Origin of the sequence: Caballeronia sp. LZ035 (assembly GCF_031451175.1) — a bacterium.
In the GTDB taxonomy this organism is placed as follows: domain Bacteria; phylum Pseudomonadota; class Gammaproteobacteria; order Burkholderiales; family Burkholderiaceae; genus Caballeronia.
The window spans coordinates 1037699-1057872 of the sequence record NZ_JARUXS010000003.1 but is presented as its reverse complement, the minus strand read 5'-3'; the positions used below and the strand labels follow the sequence as shown (position 1 = coordinate 1057872).

Sequence of the window (20174 nt, the reverse complement as noted above, 5' to 3'; positions counted from 1 at the left end):
ATGAGCGTGCTGCCCCGTCGCACGAAGATATCGGTGGTGTCGAACGAGGCCGCCGCGCCCGGCGAGCAGCGCATTCAGGCACGTTTGTCGGACGTCACGCGTATCTATCCCGGCACGGCAGGCAAGCCACCGTTTCATGCGCTCGGGCCCGTGAGTCTCGACTTGCGCGCAGGTGAATTCTTTTCTGTCGTCGGTCCTTCGGGCTGCGGCAAGTCCACTTTGCTCGACGTGCTCGCGGGCCTGAATCCCGCCAGCGGCGGCACGGTCGAGTTCGAGGGGCAAGCGGTCGGGCGACAGGTGCCCGACGGCGTGGCAGTCGTGTTCCAGGAAGACGCAAGCTTCCCGTGGCTCAATGTATTCGATAACGCCGCGTTCGCCGCGCGCCGCGCGGGCGTTCCGGAAAACGAAGTGCGCGAGCGCGTGCAGCATGCACTGTCGTTCATGGGCCTTGCATCGTTTGCGCGCGCCTATCCCGCGCAATTGTCGGGCGGCATGCGGCAGCGCGTGTGCATCGCGCGGGCCATGGTGGTCCGGCCGCGTCTCATGTTGCTCGACGAACCGTTCGGCGCGCTCGATCAGCAGACCCGCCTCCTGATGGGCGATGAAACGCTGAAGCTGTGGCGCGATACCGGCGCGACGGTGATGCTGATCACGCATTCGATCGATGAAGCGGTGCTGCTCTCGGACCGTATCGGTGTGATGTCGGCGTGTCCGGGGCGCTTCATTGCGACCATCGAGACGGGCTGGTCGCGTATGCGCGACAGCACCATCGCACTCGATCCGCGCTTCGGCGAACTGACCGCGCAAGTGTGGGGCCTGCTGCGCAACGAGGCATTGAAGGCGCTCGGGAGCCGGCCATGAATGAAGCGGCGCGCTGGCGCATCGGGCTCGTCGTCGCGCTGCTCGCCTTGCTTGAAGTGGCGACGCGTCTCGCGTGGATCAACCCGGTATCGTTTATTCCGCCTTCGCGCATGGCGCTCAGCGCATGGCAGATCCTGACTTCAGGGCAGTTCACCCTCGATATCGTGCAGACCTTGAGCAGCGCCATGCTGGCCGTGGTGCTCGCGGTGATCGCCGGCTTCATCGGCGGCGTGGCGCTGTTCAGGCTGCCGCGTCTGCGCCGCGTGCTCGACCCCTTGCTGCTCTCGTACTATGCGGTGCCCGTGTTCGTGCTGTATCCGATCCTGATCGTGATCTTCGGGCTGAATCGCTGGCCGCTGGTGGGCATCGGCTTCCTGTTCGCGGTGGTCGCCATGGCCGTCAACACACTCAATGGTCTCGAACGCGTGCCGCGTGTCCTGTTGCGCACCGCGCGCGTGTGCCGCCTGAGCACGTTCGACGAGATTCGTTTGATCACGCTGCCCGCCAGCCTCCCGTTCGTCTTCACGGGCATCAAGCTGACCGTGGTGTATGCGTTCATTGCGGTGGTGGCCGGTGAATTCGTGCTGTCGGGTTCGGGGTTCGGCTATCAGATTGCGTTCGCCTACAACGCGTTCGACAACGCGGTCATGTATGGCCTCATGGTGCTGATGCTGGTCTTCGTCACGACAATCAACGGCTTGCTGCGGCAAGCGGAGAAGCGGCTGTACCGCCGTATCCGCAGGGAGGCGGCATGAGTACGGCGCTTGCATCGACGGTCGCGAAGCCGCGCGCCGCGCAGCGCTGGATGGATGCGCTCGTGCTGGTCGTCGTGCTCATCGCGTTGTGGCAGATCCTGAGCGAGTGGCTCGGCCCCGATGTGCTGACGACGCCGCTGCATACCGTACAGCGCGCCGTGCATATCGTGAGCGATGTGGACTTCCCGCAGAGTCTCTATGTGACGTCGCTCGCATTCGCATCGGCGTTTGCGATCTCGGCTGTGGCCGGCGTGAGCATCGGCTTGCTGCTGGGTGCGCGCCGTCTTGCGGGAGACGTGATGGAGCCTTTGATGATGGGCTTTTATTCGATCCCCAAGGTGACGCTCTATCCGGTGGTGTTGCTGGCATGCGGCCTCGGGCTATGGGCCAAGATCGTATTCGGCGTGATGCATGGCATCGTGCCGATCGCCTTGTTCACGATGAACGCCGTGCGCAACATGCCGCCCATTTACGCGCGCGCGGCGCGCACCTATCGCATGAGCCCGGGCGATTTCGCGCGCTTCGTGCTGTTGCCCGCGTGCGTGCCCGAAGTGGTCGCGGGCCTGCGCATTGGCTTCTCGCTGACGTTGCTGGGCACGCTGATCGGCGAGATGTTCGCGTCGCAGAGCGGCATCGGACGCTTGCTGATGATCGCGATGAACCGCAACGAGACCAGCACGATCATGGCGCTCGCGCTGATGCTCTTCGTGTTCGCGACGCTGGTGAACATGCTGTTCCTGGCGTGGCAGCGACATCTCACGCATCAAGACTGATCAGCCGCGCGGCGTCACACCACGCATGCGAGCGGCGCGCAGGAAATCGAAATCGACGCCCTTGTCTGCCTGCGTCACGGTGTCATAAAAGAGCTTGCGATAGCCACGGTCCGCGCTCGGCTCCGTCACGGGCGATGCCTGTGCGCGCGCCGCCAGTTCTTCATCGCTGATCAGCAGGCTCAACTCCCGTTTCGATACGCTCAGGCGAATGCGGTCGCCGCTGCGCACATGCGCGAGCGGTCCGCCGATGGCCGACTCCGGCGTCACGTGCAGCACGATGGTGCCGAACGCGGTGCCGCTCATGCGGCCGTCCGAGATGCGCACGATGTCCTTCACGCCCTGCTTCGCGAGCTTGCGCGGAATCGGGATATAGCCTGCTTCCGGCATGCCCGGCGCGCCCTTGGGCCCGATGTTCTTCAGCACGAGCACGTCGTCCGGCGTGACGTCGAGGTCGTCGGCATCGATGCGTGCCGCGAGGTCGGCCCCATTCTCGAAGACGACCGCGCGGCCTTCGTGTTCCATCAGCCGCGCATCAGCCGCCGATTGCTTGATGATCGCGCCGCCCGGCGCGAGATTGCCTTCGAGCACCGCGATGCCGCCCTGCGGATAGACCGGTCTGTCGAAGGGACGCACGACGTCCTGCGCGAAAGCGGGTCCCGCCGCGTCGATCTCCTCGCCAAGCGTGCGTCCCGTCACGGTCAAGGCATCGAGGTTCAGCAGCGGCTTGAGTTCGCGCAGCAAGGTCGCCATGCCGCCGGCCTTGTGGAAGTCTTCCATGTAATGCGCGCCGGAAGGCTTGAGGTCGACGAGCACGGGCGTCTCGCGTCCCATGCGATCGAGCGCCTTCAGGTCGACGTCATAGCCCATGCGTCCCGCGATGGCCGTCAGATGCACGATGCCATTCGTCGAGCCGCCGATCGCGAGCAGCACGCGCATGGCGTTCTCGAAGGCCTCGGCGGTGAGGATCTTGTCGATGGTGAGGTGCTCGTGCGCCATCTTCACGGCTTGCGTGCCCGTGAGTTCGGCGATGCGCATGCGGTCCGACGTCACCGCCGGCGGCGATGCGCCACCGGGCACCGTCATGCCCAGCGCCTCGGCGATGCATGCCATGGTGCTCGCGGTGCCCATCACGGAGCAGGTGCCCACGCTCGCGACGAGCTGATTGTTGACCGCGGCGATTTCATCGGCATCGATTTCCTCGGCGCGAAAGCGGCCCCAGTAGCGCCGGCAATCGGTGCATGCGCCGACGCGTTCGCCGCGATGTGCGCCGGTGAGCATCGAGCCGGTGATCAACTGAATGGACGGAATGCCCGCCGATGCCGCGCCCATCAACTGCGCGGGCACGGTCTTGTCGCAGCCGCCGATCAGCACCACGGCGTCCATGGGCTGCGCGCGGATCATCTCTTCCGTGTCGATCGACATCAGATTGCGCAGATACATGCTCGTCGGTTGCGAGAATGATTCGGCGATGGAGATGGTGGGGAAGTCCATCGGCAGGCCGCCTGCCAGCATCACGCCGCGCTTGACCGCTTCGATCAGCTGCGGCGCGTTGCCGTGACAGGGGTTGTACGCGCTGCCGGTGTTGACGATGCCGATGACCGGCCGGTCGAGCGCGCTGTCGGTATAGCCCGCGCCCTTGATGAAAGCCTTGCGCAGAAAGAGCGAAAAGCCGTTGTCTCCATAGCTCGTCAGCGATTTGCGCAGGCCGCCTGGCTTCTTGCTGGTGTCGTCGGTCATGTTCGGTTGCCGGTTGTCTCCATCACGCGATTATCGCGGCTTTGGGTCCGGCTGTCCGCGCTTAATCCTCGATGCTGCCGTGCACGCCTTGCTCGCCGCGTTTCCAATAAGCGGATGCGCGGATACGCCGCTTGTCGATGCCGCGCTCGTTGGTCAGCAACTGGCGCACTGCGCGCATCAGCGTCGCTTCGCCTGCGGCCCACACATAGCCTTCGCCTTCGGGCATGTAGGTTTCCCGCAAGGCAAGCAGAAGCGCGCCGCCGGGATGGTCGCTTTCGTTTCGATAACGCCATTGCGCGTAAAGGTCCGCGCGCGTGTCGAATTCAATGCGCGCCGCTGGCTCGGCTACCTCGATCAATGTAGCGACGCGCGTGCCGGCAGGCAGTTCTTCGACGCGTCGTGCGATGGCGGGCAAGGCGGTTTCGTCGCCGATCAGCAGATGCCAGTCGAACTGCGCTGGAATCACGAATGATCCGCGCGGCCCGCCGATGCCGAGATACTGACCCGGCGCGGCTTGCGACGCCCAGTCGGTGGCGGGACCGGCTTCATGCAGCGCGAAGTCGATGTCGAGTTCGCGGGCGGCCGGGTCGAAACGGCGCGGTGTGAAGTCGCGCGCGACTGGACGGGGTTTCGACGGATCGAAGACCGGACCGTTCGGAGTGGATTCCGGCAGCGCGGGCATGGACTCGCCCGGCGCGGGGAGGAACAGCTTGACGTGATCGTCGAACGACGCGCTGACGAAGTCTGCGAGATCGTCGCCGGTGAAGGTCACGCGCACGAAGTAAGGGTTGAGCGTCTGCACGCGCTGCACTTGCACCAGGCGAAACTTGAGCGGGTGACGGACACGGGTGACTTCGAGGTCGGGCCGGTGTTGCAGGATGGAATCGGTCATCGTATGCGGTTTCCTTGTTCCGGTTTTTTCTTGCGTTCTGACTACGCCTGCTTCGGCGCGGGGTTCTGTTCGATCTCGGCTGTGGCGCGGGCGAGGATCGCGGCAATGCGGCGCTGTTCGTCCGCCGATGCGTTCGTGCGCAGCAGCATGGCTTTCTTCAGCGCGAGCCGGGCGGCGATCAGCTCGGGCACCCAGCCGCTGTCGCCGCTCGGGTCTTCGACGTTCTCGCCCATGTAGGCGCGGCGCACGAGATCCATCTTGCGTGCGAAATGCGTGAGCTTCGCGAGCATGATGTCCACGCGTTCGCGATTCGCCGCGAGGTACTCGCGGCCGCTCTCGGACAGCGCGTAACGCTTGCGGTTGCCTTCCAGTTCGACGGTCGTGTGGCCAAGTTCTTCGAGGTAGGTGAGCGCCGGATACACCATGCCGGGACTGGGCGCGTAGAAGCCGTTGGAGCGGTCTTCCAGCGCCTTGATGAGTTCGTAGCCGTGACGCGGCGCCTCGGCCAGGAGCGCGAGGAGAAGCAGTTGCAGGTCGTCGGATGAGAACTTGCGGCCGCGCGGCATGCCGTCTTCGCCGAACCCGCCCATGCCGCCCATCCCACCCATGCCGCCGGGACCGCCAGGGCCGCCACCGAAGCGTCCGCCGCCACGGCCATGGCCATGGCCGTGACGTCCGATCATGGCGCGGCGCTCGATGGCAAAACGCTCGAACCATTCGGGCACGCCGAAGGGGAAATCGAAACCAAACGCACGGAAGCTGGCTTCACGTGCGTGCTGAAAGTGACGGGATTTCATGAGGTACGCTCCAGATATGTCGTAAAACATATCTAAAGATATATATCGTAAGAGCGTCTGTCAAGGTGAAATGTCGGCTTCGAGCGGATGCCAGCATACGAGCCGGCTGCCCCCTAAAATCCGGAATCCATTCCACTTATTTTCGGAAACCCCATGAGCCACTTTCTTCCCGTCAGGCTGGAACACGCGAGCCGTCTCATTAACCATGGCCCGACGGTGCTGGTTACGAGCGCGCACGGCGGCCGTCGCAACGTGATGGCCGCCGCCTGGTCGATGCCGGTGGAATTCACGCCGCCGCGTATTGCCATCGTCATCGACAAGCGCACCTTCACACGCGAACTCGCCGCTGCGAGCGGAACGTTTGGCGTGATCGTGCCGGGGGCGGCCGCGATGGATATGACCTACGCGGTCGGTACGACGGACGGACGCGAACTCGACAAGTTCAACGCCTTCGGCATTGAAACGGTGGAGGGACCGGTGCTCGGGCTGCCGCTCATCGAAAAGCACTGTGCGGCCTGGCTCGAGTGCAAGCTCATCGACGAGAAACACACCGAGGATGCGTACGACACGTGTTTCGCGGAAGTCGTGGCGGCGGCTGCGGATCCGTCTGTGTTCTCTGAAGGCCACTGGCACCTCGACGCGTCCAATGAGCCGCTGCATACGCTGCACCATCTCGGCGCGGGTAATTTCGTGAGTGCGTCCGCGATGAAGAAGGCCAGGGCGCTGCCGCGATGAGTTGCCGGCGCGTTTTGATGGCGCGCTAAAGATTTGCCATTCCTCAGTCGATAAATAAAAGTCGATCGCGAACGCCTCACTGGCCACTTGCGGCGACATTTTGAGCCTCGCGATCCGCCATCCGAACGCGGACGCAGGTGACAGACGGACGCAGACGGTCTCCCCGGCGCATCAGCCGTACAAGGACCGCGAGGCCGTCAGGGGAACTGGGGTGTGGCATGCAACAACGTTTTTCGGTCTTGCGTTTTCTGGTTTACCTCATCGCTTTCACGAGCCTGCTCTTGTTGAGACTCGTCGTCGCGCCTGACGGGCAGGGCGGCATGGCGGCGTACTTCGTCTGCGTGGGGGCGGCCGCGGCGGCGTATCTGGTGTGGTACGCGTCGTCGGCGGGCTACTCGCGCAATCTGCTGGCAGGCGTGCTGGTCTATCTGACGTTGGCTATCGTCGTGGCCGCGTGTCCGCCGTTTGTGCTGGTGCTCGCGTTCTGGTCGCTGAGCGGTCTGGTAAGGCGCCGGCGGGCCCTGCTAATGCATGCGCTCGCAAGCGTCGCGCTCTTCGTACTCGTCTTTCCTTTGCCTTTCGCGCAGTTCCTCGGTGCGCCCGAGCTTGCCGGCGCGCCTGCTGGCATCGCCTATGTTGGTTTTGCAATCGGCTGGTCGGCGTGGGCGGCGCGCAGCCCGCTGCGGCTCGGGCTCTTCAAGTTCGCGACGATGCTGCTCGCCGTGCCGCTGGTTGCTTCGTTCGTGGCGCTGGTGGGCGGCGGCATGCTGAGCCGGCCGGAACGGCGTGTGCGCAATTCGATGCGCCGCGCACAGCGTGCGATCACGCTGGCGTTGCCGGCGCCGGCGCCGGCGTATGCAACTGCAGTGGATCTGTCGGCGATGGGCTCGGGGGCGATGAATGCGGTCGTTGCTGCGGCGGCCGTCGGTGGCGCTGCAAATACTGTGCTTCAGGCTGCGGTTGCGGCTGACTGACTCGCTTCGGTTTGCTTCGGCAGGGGCCTTGGCATTAAGCCTTTTGCATTCGAAATGCCAAAGGGTATTTTGCGTTTTGCATGCGGGATTGCATTATTCGAAGTGCGGGTTGCCTTGCCCCTCTCGCTCGCAGGCAACGGCAGCCTGACCAGCCCCGCACGATGCGTCCGCCACTGCACGCGCCGCGCATGGCGTACGATCACGCTGGTGCTGCTGCAGGGAATCGGTCGGCCGTGGCGTCAATGAGTGTGGTGCTCGCCGCGGCGGCGATAGCCGGCGACAGGCCCCGCTGGTGAACGAAGTATCGTGGTCCGCCATTGCGGCGGACTGACGTGCCGCTTTTCACTCCTGCTTGCACCTTTGCATTAAGCCTTTTGCATACCAAATGCCAAATGGACTTCTGCGTTTTGCATGCAAGATCGCACGGCGCACGATTCCGAGAGGCCCATTGGCACAACTCAAAGCGCTTCGAACGCCGTCGGCCGACCCGAGGCATTTCAAGACTTCACGGCGCAGAAGCGCTTGACGATGCAAATTCAATTAAAGCGAATTCGGAAAGACAGATTAATCTTCCGAGCTAGCGGGCGCTGAGCGAAGCCGAGCCCGAAGAGCCCCGGGCGATACAGGCATTGACGCGGCTGTTCCGCTCCGCGCCTGAATACCGCGAGCCGCTCAGGCTGATCGGAGTGAACTCAATCGGTATCAGTTTGCGCCAAACGAATACAGGTGAATTGATATCGACGATGGCACCCCCGCGGCCGGCTCCCGACGAATTGGCGAAGATGAACCTCGACCGTACGGTTAGATCGACAATCAAACGCCGTCGACACACTCGCTTCCGCCCACCCGCTCCTGCAAGATCCTCCGCGCCGCAACCATATCGACCTTGCCGTTCCCAAGCTTCGGAAGCTCCTCCACCCGCTGAATCAGCCGCGGAATCTTGAACCCGGGCAACAGCGCGCGCGCCGCCTCGATGATGCCGTTCGCGGACAACGCAGGACCAGACGCTTGCGCCACGACGAGGGCAGCCACGCGTTCCCCATAGCGCGCATCCGGCACGCCGAACACGACGGCGTCGCGGATGCCGTCGATCTCCAGCAGCGCGCGTGACACCTCTTCCGGATACACGTTCTCGCCGCCGGTCTTGATCATGAAATCGAGCCGACCGAGAAAATGAAGATGGCCGTCCGCATCGAAGAAACCGTTATCCCCGGTGCGCTGCCAGCCGTCGGTCATGCGCTGCGTGCGTACGTAATCCCCGTCCCAGTAACCAGGCGAGACGCCGTCTCCCCGCACGCAGATCTCACCCGCTTCGCCGACGCCGCAAGGCGCGCGCGTGGTCCAGTCGAAGATGGCGACGTCGGCGCTGTTACGGTTGGGCAGTCCATGATCGGTAAAGCGCCGCGCCGCGCCGAGCGGCTGATAAGTAAGACCGCCTTCAGTACGGCTATAGCCGAGCAGGAAATCGCCGCCGAGCCGTTCCTCATACGTGCGCAACATCTCCGACGTGACCGAATGGCCGCCGCCCCAGGTGAAGCGCAACGGCGGACGGCCCTGCAACGGCGCGAAGATCTCGGCCGGCGCGCGCACGATATCCACCACCAGCGTCGCGATGATGTGAACGAAGCTCACGCGCTCGTGTGCAAGTGTTTCGACGAAGCGTTCGACATCCCACTTCTCCATCGTGATGAGCGGACAACCGGCGAACAGCGCATTGCAGGCCACGCTCAATCCACCGGTATGGAACATCGGCGAGATGGCGAGGGCCACGTCGCGCCGCGACAGCTTGAAGCAATCCGCCATCGCGCCGCCGATCGATGCCCGCATGCCATGCGTGTGGATCGCAGCCTTGGGCGTCGAGGTCGAGCCCGACGTGTACAGCAGATTGGCGACGTCGCCGCTCTGCGCCTGAAACGAAGCGTAGGTGTCGGGATAGGCGCGCAATGCCGTCCAGAAACTGCCTTCCCGCGCCTGCGCCGTCACGCACAGCACGTCGCGCGCGCCCATCTCCACGAAGGCCTGCGCATGGGCATCGGTCGTCACGACGGAACGCGCATTCGTGTGTCCGACAATCCGCCTGAGTTCTTCGCCCGCCAGCCGCCAGTTCAGTGGCACCGCGACCACGCCCGCCTTCCACGCGCCGAGCAGGGCGATCACGACTTCAGCCCGGTTGGGCAGGAACAGCGTGACCGGAGAGCCGGGACGGTGACCCATCGCGTTGAGCCAGTGCGCGAAGCGGTTGGCCCAGCCATCGAGTTCCGCGCGCGAGAGGCGCACGCGTTCGTCGGCGAGCGCCAGCGCATCCGGCTCGCTGCGCGCGTGTAGTTCGGTGAAGAGCGAGAAGTTCATCGTGCGGCGCGGTCCTGTTCCAGCGAAGCAATGTGATCGACGACCTTGTAGCCGGTCTTGCCCCAGGTGGTGACGCCGCACACGTGCATGACCTGCATGCAGGCTTCGGCCAGTTCGCGGCTGCTCATGCCGGCCTTGGCCGCTGCATTGCCGTGGTTGATGGCGCCGTCGAGATTGCCGGTGACGATGTCGAGCACCGTATAGAGCAGTTCCTTGGTCTTCAGGTCCAGGCCGCCTTGCGCGGAGTGATCGCCGTAGACGCCTTCGCGGAACAGCAGATAGCCCGGCCAGTGCTGGGGGCAGTGTTCCATCATCGCGCGGATGGGTTCGGGCAGATTGCCCAGCGTTTCCTGGAAATGCGCCTTGCCGCGCACGATGGCCTGTTCGATCTCGGATTGATTCACGCTGTCTCCTTGTCTTTTTGATCAAATAAAACACGTGGTGTTCCATACGGAAACTTGGAGTTATAGTAACTTCACCGTTCCGATGAACGCAAGAAGGGATTTGCGCCAATGGGCACGATGTCATTCGATGAACATACTGCGGTGGATGTTCGAATGAGAATCGAAGTTTCCCTCACAGAAACCAATCTGACAGAAACTGAACTGACAGGCGCCATGACGACACTTCAAGACACCCGTGACCTCGACACTCCCGAACTCGGCGATCAGGCGCTGGCCGCAGCCCGCGCGCTGCTGGGCATGCCCATTCGCATCGAGCAATGGAACAACGAGGCCACGCGCGACACCATCCGCCACTACAGCTGGGGCATCGGCGATGACAATCCGCTGTACAGCGATCCCGACTACGCCGCCGGAACCCGCTGGGGCAGCATCATCGCGCCGCCGACGTTCTTCTTCGCCGTGTTCGACGCGGTCGTCGCTCCGGGCCTGGAAGACATCCAGTGGTACTACTCGGGCATCGATGCCGAATTCTTCCAGCCCATGAAGCGCAACGACGAAATCAAGGCGTCGGCGGAATATGTAGAAGCGAAGAAGCTCGAAGGACGCCGCGTGCGCAACATGGTTCTGCAGACCGGCGAGGTGCTGTATCACAACCAGAAAGGCGAACTCTGCACACGGGTCCGCTCGCATACGTTTCGGGTGGCGCGCAGCGGCGCATCGGACGGGCTGCGTTACGAGCCGCGCGAGAAGCACGTCTACACCGAGGCCGAACTCGACGCGATCATGACGGCCCAGCTCGAAGAATTCCGCCGTGGCGCCGCGACCCTCTGGTGGGACGATGTACAAGAAGGCGAGGACTTGCCCGGCACCGTGCGCGGCCCGATCAACCAGATGGACATGACCACGTACTACGCCGGCGCGGTCGGCACGACGGGCTACAAGTCCACCAAGCTCAAGTGGCGCTACACGGCGTGGGCGCGCAACGACCCGGACAAGCTGCCGAACAACTACGACAAGTGCTACTACGGCGCGAAGGTGCTGCCGAGCATCGGGCATCAGGACGCGAAAGTGGCGCAGTCGGATCTCGGCATGCCAGGCCCTTACGACAACGGCCCGCAGCGCTGCGGCATGCTGGCAACCGTCGTGACCAACTGGATCGGCGATGAAGGCGAGATGCTGCGCTATAGCGCGCGTATCAAGCTGCCTGTGATCTTCGGCGACACGCACCGCTTCGCGGGCCGCGTGACCGGCAAACGTATCGAAGAGGGTGCGGCGCTCGTCGACCTGGAACTCTGGGGCGAGAACCAGCTCGGGCAGGTCACGATCACCGGCTCGGCGACCGTGAAGCTGAAGCAGCGCTGAAGCCTGGCAAAAAACTCAGCGGGCGCTGCCGTACGGATACACCGGGCAGCCGAGTCGCTGCGACAGCGTCCGCGCGGCGCGTTGCAGCGGCGCGAGCAGCGCCGCTTCTTCGCTCCTGGCCACGTTGTGGCTCGGAAACGCGATGCTGAGCGCGCCGATCACCACGCGATGCGCATCGAACACCGGCACGCTGACCGCGCCGAGGCCGACCGTGTTCTCGTCGCGGGACGCGGAGAAGCCGTGCTCGCGTACGGCGCGCAGCAACTCCAGCAAGGTCTCCGGATCGACGATCGTTTCCTGCGTGATCTTCCTGAGCGGCCCGCGCAACAGCGCGCGCATGTCGTCCTCGGCCATGAAGGCCAGCAGCACGCGTCCGGCGGAGGTCGCGTGAATCGGCATATAGGTGCCGATCTTCCACGGCGAGTCCGTGAACAGCGGCCCGTTGATGCCGATCAGATACGCGGCGCGATCGCCATCGAGCATCGACAGGCGCGTGCTGTGGCCCGTCTGCTCCGTGAGGTCGCGCAGCAGCGGCAGCGCCTGGCCGCACAAGTCATCCTGGTTGAAGAACTGCGAGCCGAGCACGAATGAACGCACGGCCACCGAAAAGGCCTGCGACGCAGGGTCCTGGCGGATCAGTTGCGCGTCGGCCAGCGCGGCCGCGATCTTCGAGATATGGCTCTTGCTCAGGCCGGTCTGCGCCGCGAGTTCGGTGACGGTGTAGCTGGGCTTGCCGCTGGTGAACTCCATCAGCACGCGCAGCGCCGACCGCAGAGACTTCATCGCGGCAGGAGAGTTGGAATCGTCTTCAGTGATGGGCGGCATAGTGCGGAATGTTGGCTACGGTTGAAGTCGCGCGTCCGCTTCGCGGGGCAACGCGAGGCGCCGGCGTTGAATGAAGTCGCTCGTGCTTACCGTTCTTTCAGCCGGGCGCGCAGCAGGTTTTTCTGCACCTTGCCGGTGGCCGTCTTGGGCAGCGCATCGAAGATGACGCGCTTCGGCGCCTTGAAGCGCGCAAGCATCGCGCGCACGTGATCGATCAAAGCCAGTTCGCCGGCTGTCGCGCCGTCCTTCAGCGTGACGAAAGCCACAGGCACTTCGCCCCATTTCTCGTCGGCACAGGCGACGACCGCCGCTTCCAGCACATCGCCGTGCGACGTCAGCGCGCGCTCCACCTCCACCGACGAGATGTTCTCGCCGCCGGAAATGATGATGTCCTTGCTACGGTCGCGCAGCTCGATATAGCCATCCGGATGCCGCACCCCCAGGTCGCCGGTGCGGAACCAGCCATCGGGGCTGGCGGCTTGCGTCGCGGCTTCATCGCGGTAATAGCCGAGCATCACGTTGTTGCCGCGAATCGCGATCTCGCCCAGCGCAACGCCGTCCGCTGCGACATCGGCGCCGGAGGCATCCACCACGCGCAGTTCGTGCGCGATCACATTGCCGACGCCCTGCCGCGCCTTCAGCCGCGCCTGCGCTTCGAAGGACAACGGATTCCATTCGCTGCGCCATTCGCAGATGCACGCCGGGCCGAAGGTTTCCGTCAGGCCATACAGATGGGTCATGCCGAAGCCGAGCGCGGCCAGCCGTTCGAGCAGGGCAGGCGTCGGCGGCGCGCCGCCCGTGGCGATATGCACCGGCTGTGGCGCAGGGCCGTTGGCGGCTTCGGGGTCCCAGATGGTCGAGGTCAGCACCGTCGGCGCGGCGCAGAGGTGCGTCACGCCCGATTCGCGCAGATGCCGCCAGATCGCCTTGCTTTCCGGCTTGCGCAGGCACAGGTGCACGCCGCCCACCGACGTCACCGCCCACGTGAAGCACCAGCCGTTGCAGTGGAACATCGGCAGGGTCCAGAGATAGACCGAGTCCGAGTCGAGCCGCATGTGCAGCGCCATCGCCAGCGCCTGCAACGCCGCGCCGCGATGGTGAACCATCACGCCCTTCGGCTGCGCCGTCGTGCCACTCGTGTAGTTGATCGCGAGCATGCTCATCTCGTCGCGCACGGGTTCGTCGAACGGCGCGGCGGCCGCGATCAGTGCCTCGAGTTCGTCTTCGTCACCGCCGGCCCGCACCAGCTTGAGCGCCGGTCCGAGTTCCCGCGCGACCTGCGCGGCAGCTTCGGCGTAGTCATCGTCGTAGACCAGCACGGCGCAGCCCGCGTGGCGCAGGATCCAGGCCATGTCGGCCGGCGTGATGCGCGTGTTGAGACTCACCAGCACCGCGCCGGCGAACGGCACCGCATAGTGCGCCGCCAGCATCACATGCGTGTTGCCGGCCAGCATGCCGACACGTTCCCCCGCGCCGACGCCCAGCGCCCGCAGCGCGCCCGCGAACTTCAGCGAGCGTTCGAGGAACTGCGCGTAGGTGAAGCGCATGTCGCCGTCCACGACGCCCACACGATCGCCGAACACGAGCGCGGCACGCCGCAAGGCGTTCGTCGGGGTCAGCGGGTCAAAGTTGAATGACATGTGCGTTGCCCGGAACGTGTGGAAGGTCGCGATCAACGGTCGCTTGCATCGAATTTGGCCAGCACGGTGTCGAGCATCGCGTTGAAGGCGTCGGGCTGTTCCCAGTGCGGAATGTGCCCGAGGCCCTTCAGTTCATGCACCTCTGACGCCACGCCTTGAGCGGCGAACTGCGCGCTCGTGGCCCGCGCCATGGCAGGCGTCGTCGACCAGTCGTCTTCGCCGACGATCCAGTGCACCGGCCGGCGCACCTTGTGCATCGCCTCGTAGAGGTTGAGGCCCGCGTACGTGAGCAGGTCGGCGTACGAGACGTAGGGCGAGCAGCGCGTCGCGTCGAAGGCCATTTCGCGCCGCCGTTCGAGCGAGGTCGTGCGCCCGAGCACCGAATGAAAGATGGTTTCAAGCCAGTCGGTCGCGTTGATCTGCGTGTTGCGCAGCAGGTCGCCCTGATAGCTCACGCCCGCCGATCCACGGAACGCCGCGCCGCCGCACACCGCGACGACACCCTTGATCGCTTCCGGATGCTCGATCGACGTCATGATGGCGACGCCTGCGCCCAGCGAATGCCCGATGATGATCGGCTCACGCAGCTGCTTCGCCTCGATGAAGCGCCAGACGACGCCGGTGAATTCTTCGGTGGTCGTGGTCGGGCGGCGCTCGACGAGCGCGGACTTGCCGTGGCCCGGCAGGTCGATCGCGAGGACGCGATAGCGAGTGGCGAAGTGACGGATGTTGTCGTGCCATGACAGCGTGTCCTGGCTCGCTCCGTGGATCAGGACGAGCGGCTGGCCGTCGCCTTCTTCCTCGTAGTAGAGGCGCAGATCGTCGAGATAAAGGTAAGGCATGTGCGATCCCGTAATGTCGTGGTTCAGGCGTGGCCGGAGAAGTGCCGCATGGCCTCCGTGATGAAGAAGAGCGCCTTCCAGTTCTGCATCAGCCGCACCGGATCGGCCCGCACCGTCAGCGTGCCGGTGCGGTAGAGCCGGACCAGGCCCCAGCCCGCGTCGAACAGCACGTTCCACTGCTCGCGGGTGCCGGAGATCAGGTAGTCGGACTCGCTGTAGCCCTCCACGACATCCAGCACGATGCCGCGGTCGATCTGCATCACGACCGTCTGCTGGTCGCAGCGGTACGCGATGCGTGCAGTGAGCCAGCGGCCGTGGGCGCGAAAGTCATCGTCCTGTTCGAGATGGCCTGCGAAGCGCTGGAACCATGCGCGCGCCGGGAAGGGCGCATTGTCATCTGGCGTCTGGGTCAAGGTGTTCTCCTCGATGGCCGCTCAACGACCGGTGAATTTCGGCGGGCGGTTGTCGCGCAGCGCGAAGACCGCTTCCTTGTGATCCGCGTGCGCCTTGCTGAAGGTCTCCAGCCCGATGTGCGCCGTCGCGTACGGCACGGCCCACTGCTTGAGCAGCATGTTGACGGCCTGCTTGGTGAGGCGCACGGCCATCGGCGGGCCTTCGGCGATCTGGGTCACGAGCGCATCGACGGCTTCGTCCAGCTGGTCAGCCGGCACCGCGCGGTTGATGAGGCCCATCGCGGCGGCGTCGGGGGCGCTGATCGGATTGCCCGTCAGCAGATACTCCTTGGCGCGCGCGAAGCCGATCACGAGCGGCCACAGCAGCGCGCCGCCATCCCCCGCGACAAGGCCGGTGCGCACGTGCGGATCGGCGATGACCGCGTGGTCGGCGGCGATGATGATGTCGCAATACAGCGCGATGGTCGCGCCCACGCCGATCGCGTCGCCGTTCAGACGCGCGATGATCGGCTGGCGCAGGTCGATGAGCGCGTGCAGTAGTTCGGGCGCGCTCGCGATCAGCGAAAAGTCCTGCGGCTGTTCGAGACGGCGCGCGAGCGCGGGAATGTCGATGCCGCCGCAGAACGCCTCGCCTTTGCCCGTCAGGACCACGACGGAGGTTTCCTCGTCGCGATTGATCTCGACGAAGGCCCGGTGCAGATCATGATGCAGCGCGCCGACCATGGTGTTGCGCGGCGGGTTGTCGATGCTCACGCGCAGCACGCGCCCGGCGCGCTCGAAGGTCAGCATCTCGTAGTTCTCGTACTTCATCAGCGGCTCCTTGGCGGGGTTCAGGCGTCTGCGAGGATCAGGTCCGAGGCTTTCTCGCCGATCATGATCGCAGTGGCATTGGTGTTGCCGGAGACGACCTCCGGCATGATCGAGTTGTCGGCGACGCGCAGGCCTTCCACGCCGTTCACGCGCAGCCGGGGATCGACGACGGCGTCGTCATCCGCGCCCATCCGGCAGGTGCCGCACGGGTGATAGCAGGTGTTGCCGGCCTGGCGCACGAAGTCGAGCAGTTCGGCGTCGCTCGATACCGCCGCGCCCGGCGCCGTCTCGACCGGTTCGAAGACGCGCAGCGGCCCCGCCAGCATCACGCTGCGGGCGATCTTGATGCCGTCGGCGATCACGCGCGCATCGTCCTCGACCGAGAAGGCGTTGTAGCGCACCACCGGCGACGCGGCCGGATCGGCGGACTCGCGATGCACCGAGCCACGGCTCGCGGGCCGCAGGCCCATCACCGAGATCGTCATGCCCGGATGGCGGTCGAGCTTGCGCGTGGCCGGATCGGAGAACGACAGCGGCGCGGCGAACAGCTGCACGTCGCAGTGTTCTTCCGTGTCGCGGGTGCGTGCGAAGCCCATCGCGGGGCAGGCGGGATAGGTCAGCGCGCCGGTCCGGAACAGCGCGAACTTGAGCGCTTCGAGCACGGCGCGCCAGCCGCGCGTGCGCTGGTTCAGCGTCGCGTGGCCCTTGACGCGCCAGCGGGTCCAGGCGGCGAAGTGATCTTGCAGGTTCTCGCCGACCTCGCGTGCGTCGTGCACCAGCGGAATGCCGAGCGCCGCGAGCCGCTCCGCCTGTCCGACGCCCGAGCGTTCGAGCAGCGCCGGCGAATGGATCGCGCCCGCGCACAGGATGATTTCCTTCGCCGCGCGCACCGTGACGGACGCGCCTTCCTGCCGGTATTCGACGGCCACCGCGCGGCGGTTCTCGAACACGATCCGGCTGGCGAGCGCCCCGGTGACCACCGTCAGGTTGCGGCGGTCCTGCACGGGCTTCAGATAGGCGCGCGCGGTGCTGTGCCGCCAGCCCTTGTAGGTCGTCGTCTGCGAGTAGTTGAAGCCGTCCTGCGAGTGCGCGTTGAAGTCCGGATTGCAGCGATGCCCGACCGCCTGCGCCGACGCGATGAAGGCGTCGATCAGCTTGTCGCTCTCGTAGTTGTCGGACACGCCGAGCGGACCGTCGCCGCCGCGATACTCGCTGGCGCCGCGCTGGAAGCGTTCAGCCCGCTTGAAGTAGGGCAGCACGTCGGCGTAGGACCAGCCGGTGCAGCCCTTTTGCGCCCAGCGGTCGTAGTCGGCGCGGCTGCCGCGCACGTACACGCCGCCGTTGATCGCCGACGACCCGCCGAGCACGCGCCCCAGCGGCACCGCGAGCCGGCGGCCGTGGGCGTTCGACTCGGGCTCGGACTTGAGGCACCAGTTGACGTCGGGATCGGTGATGGTCTTCGACACGCCAACGACAAAGCGCGTCCACAACTTCTTGTCGTCGGGCCCGCCTTCGAGGATCAGGACGCGATGCTTGCCCGACTGCGACAGTCGGTTCGCGATGATGCAGCCCGCCGTGCCTCCGCCGATGACAACGTAATCGTAGGTTTCCATGTGGGATCTTTGAATTGAAGGGTCAACCGCCGAGATAAGCCTGGATCACCCTTGGATCGGACGCGACCGCCGCCGCCGCGCCCGTGAGCGCGATCCGGCCGAGTTCCAGGACATAGGCGCGGTCGGCGATGGCCAGCGCGCGCTTCGCGTTCTGCTCGATCAGCAGCACGGTCACGCCCTCGCGACGGATCTCGGAGACGAGTTCGAAAATCTGCTGGCTGATCACCGGCGCAAGGCCGAGCGATGGTTCGTCGAGCAGCAGCAGCCGGGGCCGGGCGAGCAGCGCGCGCGCCATCACCAGCATCTGCTGCTGGCCGCCGCTCAGCGTGCCGGCCAGTTGCTTCGCGCGCTCGCGCAGGATCGGGAAACGGCCCATCACGCGATCGACATCGGCGGCGATCTCGGACTTGTCGCGCCGGATGCCGGTCGCGGCGAGCAGGTTTTCCAGCACCGAGAGCTTCGCCAGCGCCATGCGGCCTTCCGGCACATGGACCAGTCCGTTGCGCACGATGGTGTGCGCCGGCACGGCGGCGAGGTCTGCGCCCTCGAACCGGATGCGGCCCGCCGCCGGACGGATCAGGCCGGACAGCGCGCGCAGCAGCGTGGACTTGCCCGCGCCATTGGCGCCGATGATGGTGACGATTTCTCCCGGGGTCACGTTCAGCGTGACGCCCTTGAGCGCCTCGATCGCGCCGTAGCGGACCGACAGGTTGGAAACATCGAGCATGGCCGTTCTACTCCTCGCCGAGATACGAGCGGATGACGCGTTCGTCGCGACGGACGGCGTCGGGTGTGCCCGTGGTGATCATCGAGCCGTGCGCGAGCACCGCGATGCGGTCGCACAGTTCCATCACGAGCTTCATGTTGTGCTCGATCAGCAGGATCGCCACGCCGCTTGCGCGCACTTCGCGCAGACGCACCTTCAGCTCCTCGATCTCGCTCGGATTCATGCCGCCGGCGGGTTCGTCGAGCAGCAGCACCTGCGGGCCGTTGGCCAGCGCGCGCGCCAGTTCCAGCCGCTTCTGCTCGCCGAACGACAGGCTTCCGGCAATCGCGTCCGCGCGTTCTTCCAGGTTGAAGCGCTGCAACCATTCGCGGGCGTCGCGGCGACGCGTGCGGACCTGCGCCGTCAGCAGCGGGTTGAGGATTTCGCCAAGGGAGACCTTTGGGGTCTGGCCGAGCAGCACGTTGTCGAGCACCGTGCGCCGCTTGAAGATGCGCAGGTTCTGGAAGGTGCGCGTCACGCCGGCCCGCACGATGCGATGCGGCTGGAGTCCGGTGAGCGCATGCGCGTCGCCGAGCGAGACGGCGCCTTTGTCGGGCCGTACGAAGCCCGAGATGACATTGACCAGCGTCGTCTTGCCCGAGCCGTTCGGGCCGATCAGCCCGAGAATTTCACTGCCGCCGACGTCGAGATCGACACCGGACAGCGCCTTGACCCCGCCGAACGATCTCGCGATGCCGCGCAGACTGAGTGCCGTGTTCATGATTCCCCTCCTTGCAGACGGCGGCGTTCATCATGATCGGACCGGCGGCGCGTGACGCGGCTGAACCAGTGCACGGCGTTTTCATCGATCAGGCCGCGCGGGCGCACCAGCACGATGGCCGTCACGAGCAGTCCGTAGAAGATCATCCGGAACTCCTGCAGCGGACGGATCACCTCGGGCAGCAGCGTCAGCAGCACGGCGCCGAACACCGGGCCCCAGAAGGTGCCGAGTCCGCCCGCGCCCACGTAGAGCACCGCGAGCATCGTGAGGCTGAAGCCGAAGTCGCCCGAGGTGATGAACGACATGTAGCACGCATACAGCCCGCCGCCGACCGCCGCGACCGCCGCACCCAGCGCGAACACGAGCAGCTTGCTGGCGACCACGTCGATGCCCATCGCCGACGCGGCGGCTTCGTCCTCCTGGATCGCGCCGAGCATCTTGCCGTAGCGGCTGCGTTCGAGTGCGACCAGCAGCACGATCAGCACGACGAGGAACGCCGCGACATGCCACGGTTGCGTCAGCACGGCCACGTTGCGAAAACCCGTGGCCGCCGCGGGTCCGGTCGGCACGCCTTGCAACGGAACCTGCCAGGTGAAGTTCAGGAAGAAGACCCGCACGCACTCGGAGAAGCCGAGTGTCGCGAGCGCCAGATAGATGCCCTTGACGCGCAGGCACGGATAACCGAGCGCGATGCCGATGACGAAGCACACGGCGGCGCAGGCGAGCAGCGCGGGCAGGAGCGCCCAGCCATAGAGCGTGGTCAGCGCGGCCGTGCCGTACGCGCCGATGGCCCAGAAGCCGACTTGCGCGAGCGAGAACTGGCCGGTCGCCAGCGTCATGTAGACGCTGACCGCGAGGATCGCGTTGAGGCCGGCGATGGTGAAGAGGGTGACGAGATAGCTCAT

At 65.4% G+C, this 20174-nt stretch carries 20 protein-coding genes; 6 read left to right on the top strand and 14 right to left on the bottom strand.

Features of this window, described 5'->3' with window-relative positions:
* The 3 genes from QCE88_RS27485 to QCE88_RS27475 are packed head-to-tail and all read left to right on the top strand — an operon-like array spanning nt 1 to nt 2389.
* Entirely contained in the window at nt 1-861 is an 861-nt protein-coding gene (locus QCE88_RS27485; RefSeq protein WP_309908034.1) for an ABC transporter ATP-binding protein, read from the top strand.
* Nucleotides 858-1616: an ABC transporter permease subunit gene (locus tag QCE88_RS27480; RefSeq protein ID WP_309908033.1), complete on the top strand. Its 759-nt coding sequence runs from the start codon at nt 858-860 to the stop codon at nt 1614-1616. The genes QCE88_RS27485 and QCE88_RS27480 overlap by 4 nt, the downstream gene beginning before the upstream one ends.
* Nucleotides 1613-2389, top strand: coding sequence for an ABC transporter permease subunit (locus QCE88_RS27475; protein WP_309908032.1), 777 nt, complete (start codon nt 1613-1615; stop codon nt 2387-2389). The genes QCE88_RS27480 and QCE88_RS27475 overlap by 4 nt, the downstream gene beginning before the upstream one ends.
* Here QCE88_RS27475 and QCE88_RS27470 read toward each other — a convergent pair whose 3' ends face one another.
* The 3 genes from QCE88_RS27470 to QCE88_RS27460 form a co-directional block, all read right to left on the bottom strand.
* The gene (locus QCE88_RS27470) at nt 2390-4126 is read right to left on the bottom strand and encodes an IlvD/Edd family dehydratase (protein WP_309908031.1); all 1737 of its coding nucleotides are present in this window, start codon (nt 4124-4126) and stop codon (nt 2390-2392) included.
* A gap of 61 nt (nt 4127-4187) precedes the next feature.
* On the bottom strand, nt 4188-5018 hold the full coding sequence (locus QCE88_RS27465; protein WP_309908030.1) for a siderophore-interacting protein: 831 nt from the start codon (nt 5016-5018) through the stop codon (nt 4188-4190).
* Between the two features lie 41 nt (nt 5019-5059).
* Nucleotides 5060-5815 carry a PadR family transcriptional regulator gene (locus QCE88_RS27460; protein ID WP_409018232.1) on the bottom strand — a complete coding sequence of 252 codons (756 nt, stop codon included), beginning with the start codon at nt 5813-5815 and terminating at the stop codon, nt 5060-5062.
* A gap of 153 nt (nt 5816-5968) precedes the next feature.
* Here QCE88_RS27460 and QCE88_RS27455 point away from each other — a divergent pair, with 153 nt between their 5' ends.
* Together QCE88_RS27455 and QCE88_RS27450 are read left to right on the top strand one after the other, a co-directional pair.
* The gene (locus tag QCE88_RS27455; RefSeq protein ID WP_309908029.1) at nt 5969-6550 is read left to right on the top strand and encodes a flavin reductase family protein; all 582 of its coding nucleotides are present in this window, start codon (nt 5969-5971) and stop codon (nt 6548-6550) included.
* A gap of 281 nt (nt 6551-6831) precedes the next feature.
* A complete protein-coding gene (locus QCE88_RS27450) occupies nt 6832-7524 on the top strand; it encodes a hypothetical protein (RefSeq protein WP_309908028.1) in 693 nt (230 codons plus the stop codon).
* Nucleotides 7525-8337: 813 nt separating this feature from the next.
* Here QCE88_RS27450 and QCE88_RS27445 read toward each other — a convergent pair.
* Complete coding sequence (locus tag QCE88_RS27445) at nt 8338-9873, bottom strand: class I adenylate-forming enzyme family protein (RefSeq protein ID WP_309908027.1); 1536 nt, start codon at nt 9871-9873, stop codon at nt 8338-8340.
* On the bottom strand, nt 9870-10277 hold the full coding sequence (locus QCE88_RS27440) for a carboxymuconolactone decarboxylase family protein (RefSeq protein ID WP_309908026.1): 408 nt from the start codon (nt 10275-10277) through the stop codon (nt 9870-9872). The genes QCE88_RS27445 and QCE88_RS27440 overlap by 4 nt, the downstream gene beginning before the upstream one ends.
* Before the next feature lie 213 nt (nt 10278-10490).
* On the opposite strand from QCE88_RS27440, the gene QCE88_RS27435 reads away from it, so the two are divergent.
* Nucleotides 10491-11639, top strand: a complete 1149-nt coding sequence (locus QCE88_RS27435; protein ID WP_309908025.1) for a MaoC family dehydratase N-terminal domain-containing protein — start codon at nt 10491-10493, stop codon at nt 11637-11639.
* 15 nt (nt 11640-11654) lie between these two features.
* On the opposite strand, the gene QCE88_RS27430 is transcribed toward QCE88_RS27435, so the two are convergent.
* The 9 genes from QCE88_RS27430 to QCE88_RS27390 all read right to left on the bottom strand — a co-directional run bounded on the left by QCE88_RS27430 (nt 11655) and on the right by QCE88_RS27390 (nt 20174).
* Nucleotides 11655-12422, bottom strand: coding sequence for an IclR family transcriptional regulator (locus QCE88_RS27430; RefSeq protein WP_309908024.1), 768 nt, complete (start codon nt 12420-12422; stop codon nt 11655-11657).
* Between the two features lie 128 nt (nt 12423-12550).
* Nucleotides 12551-14104: an AMP-binding protein gene (locus QCE88_RS27425; protein ID WP_309908023.1), complete on the bottom strand. Its 1554-nt coding sequence runs from the start codon at nt 14102-14104 to the stop codon at nt 12551-12553.
* 32 nt (nt 14105-14136) lie between these two features.
* On the bottom strand, nt 14137-14946 hold the full coding sequence (locus QCE88_RS27420) for an alpha/beta hydrolase (RefSeq protein ID WP_309908022.1): 810 nt from the start codon (nt 14944-14946) through the stop codon (nt 14137-14139).
* A 23-nt stretch (nt 14947-14969) separates the two neighbouring features.
* Nucleotides 14970-15359 (bottom strand): hypothetical protein, encoded by a 390-nt coding sequence (locus QCE88_RS27415; RefSeq protein ID WP_309908021.1) that lies wholly within the window; start codon nt 15357-15359, stop codon nt 14970-14972.
* A 21-nt stretch (nt 15360-15380) separates the two neighbouring features.
* Nucleotides 15381-16169, bottom strand: coding sequence for an enoyl-CoA hydratase/isomerase family protein (locus tag QCE88_RS27410; RefSeq protein WP_309908020.1), 789 nt, complete (start codon nt 16167-16169; stop codon nt 15381-15383).
* Nucleotides 16170-16189: 20 nt separating this feature from the next.
* Complete coding sequence (locus QCE88_RS27405) at nt 16190-17782, bottom strand: GMC family oxidoreductase N-terminal domain-containing protein (RefSeq protein WP_309908019.1); 1593 nt, start codon at nt 17780-17782, stop codon at nt 16190-16192.
* Between the two features lie 22 nt (nt 17783-17804).
* Entirely contained in the window at nt 17805-18509 is a 705-nt protein-coding gene (locus tag QCE88_RS27400) for an ABC transporter ATP-binding protein (protein WP_309908018.1), read from the bottom strand.
* A gap of 7 nt (nt 18510-18516) precedes the next feature.
* Nucleotides 18517-19269 (bottom strand): ABC transporter ATP-binding protein, encoded by a 753-nt coding sequence (locus tag QCE88_RS27395; protein WP_309908017.1) that lies wholly within the window; start codon nt 19267-19269, stop codon nt 18517-18519.
* Nucleotides 19266-20174 carry a branched-chain amino acid ABC transporter permease gene (locus tag QCE88_RS27390; protein ID WP_309908016.1) on the bottom strand — a complete coding sequence of 303 codons (909 nt, stop codon included), beginning with the start codon at nt 20172-20174 and terminating at the stop codon, nt 19266-19268. The genes QCE88_RS27395 and QCE88_RS27390 overlap by 4 nt, the downstream gene beginning before the upstream one ends.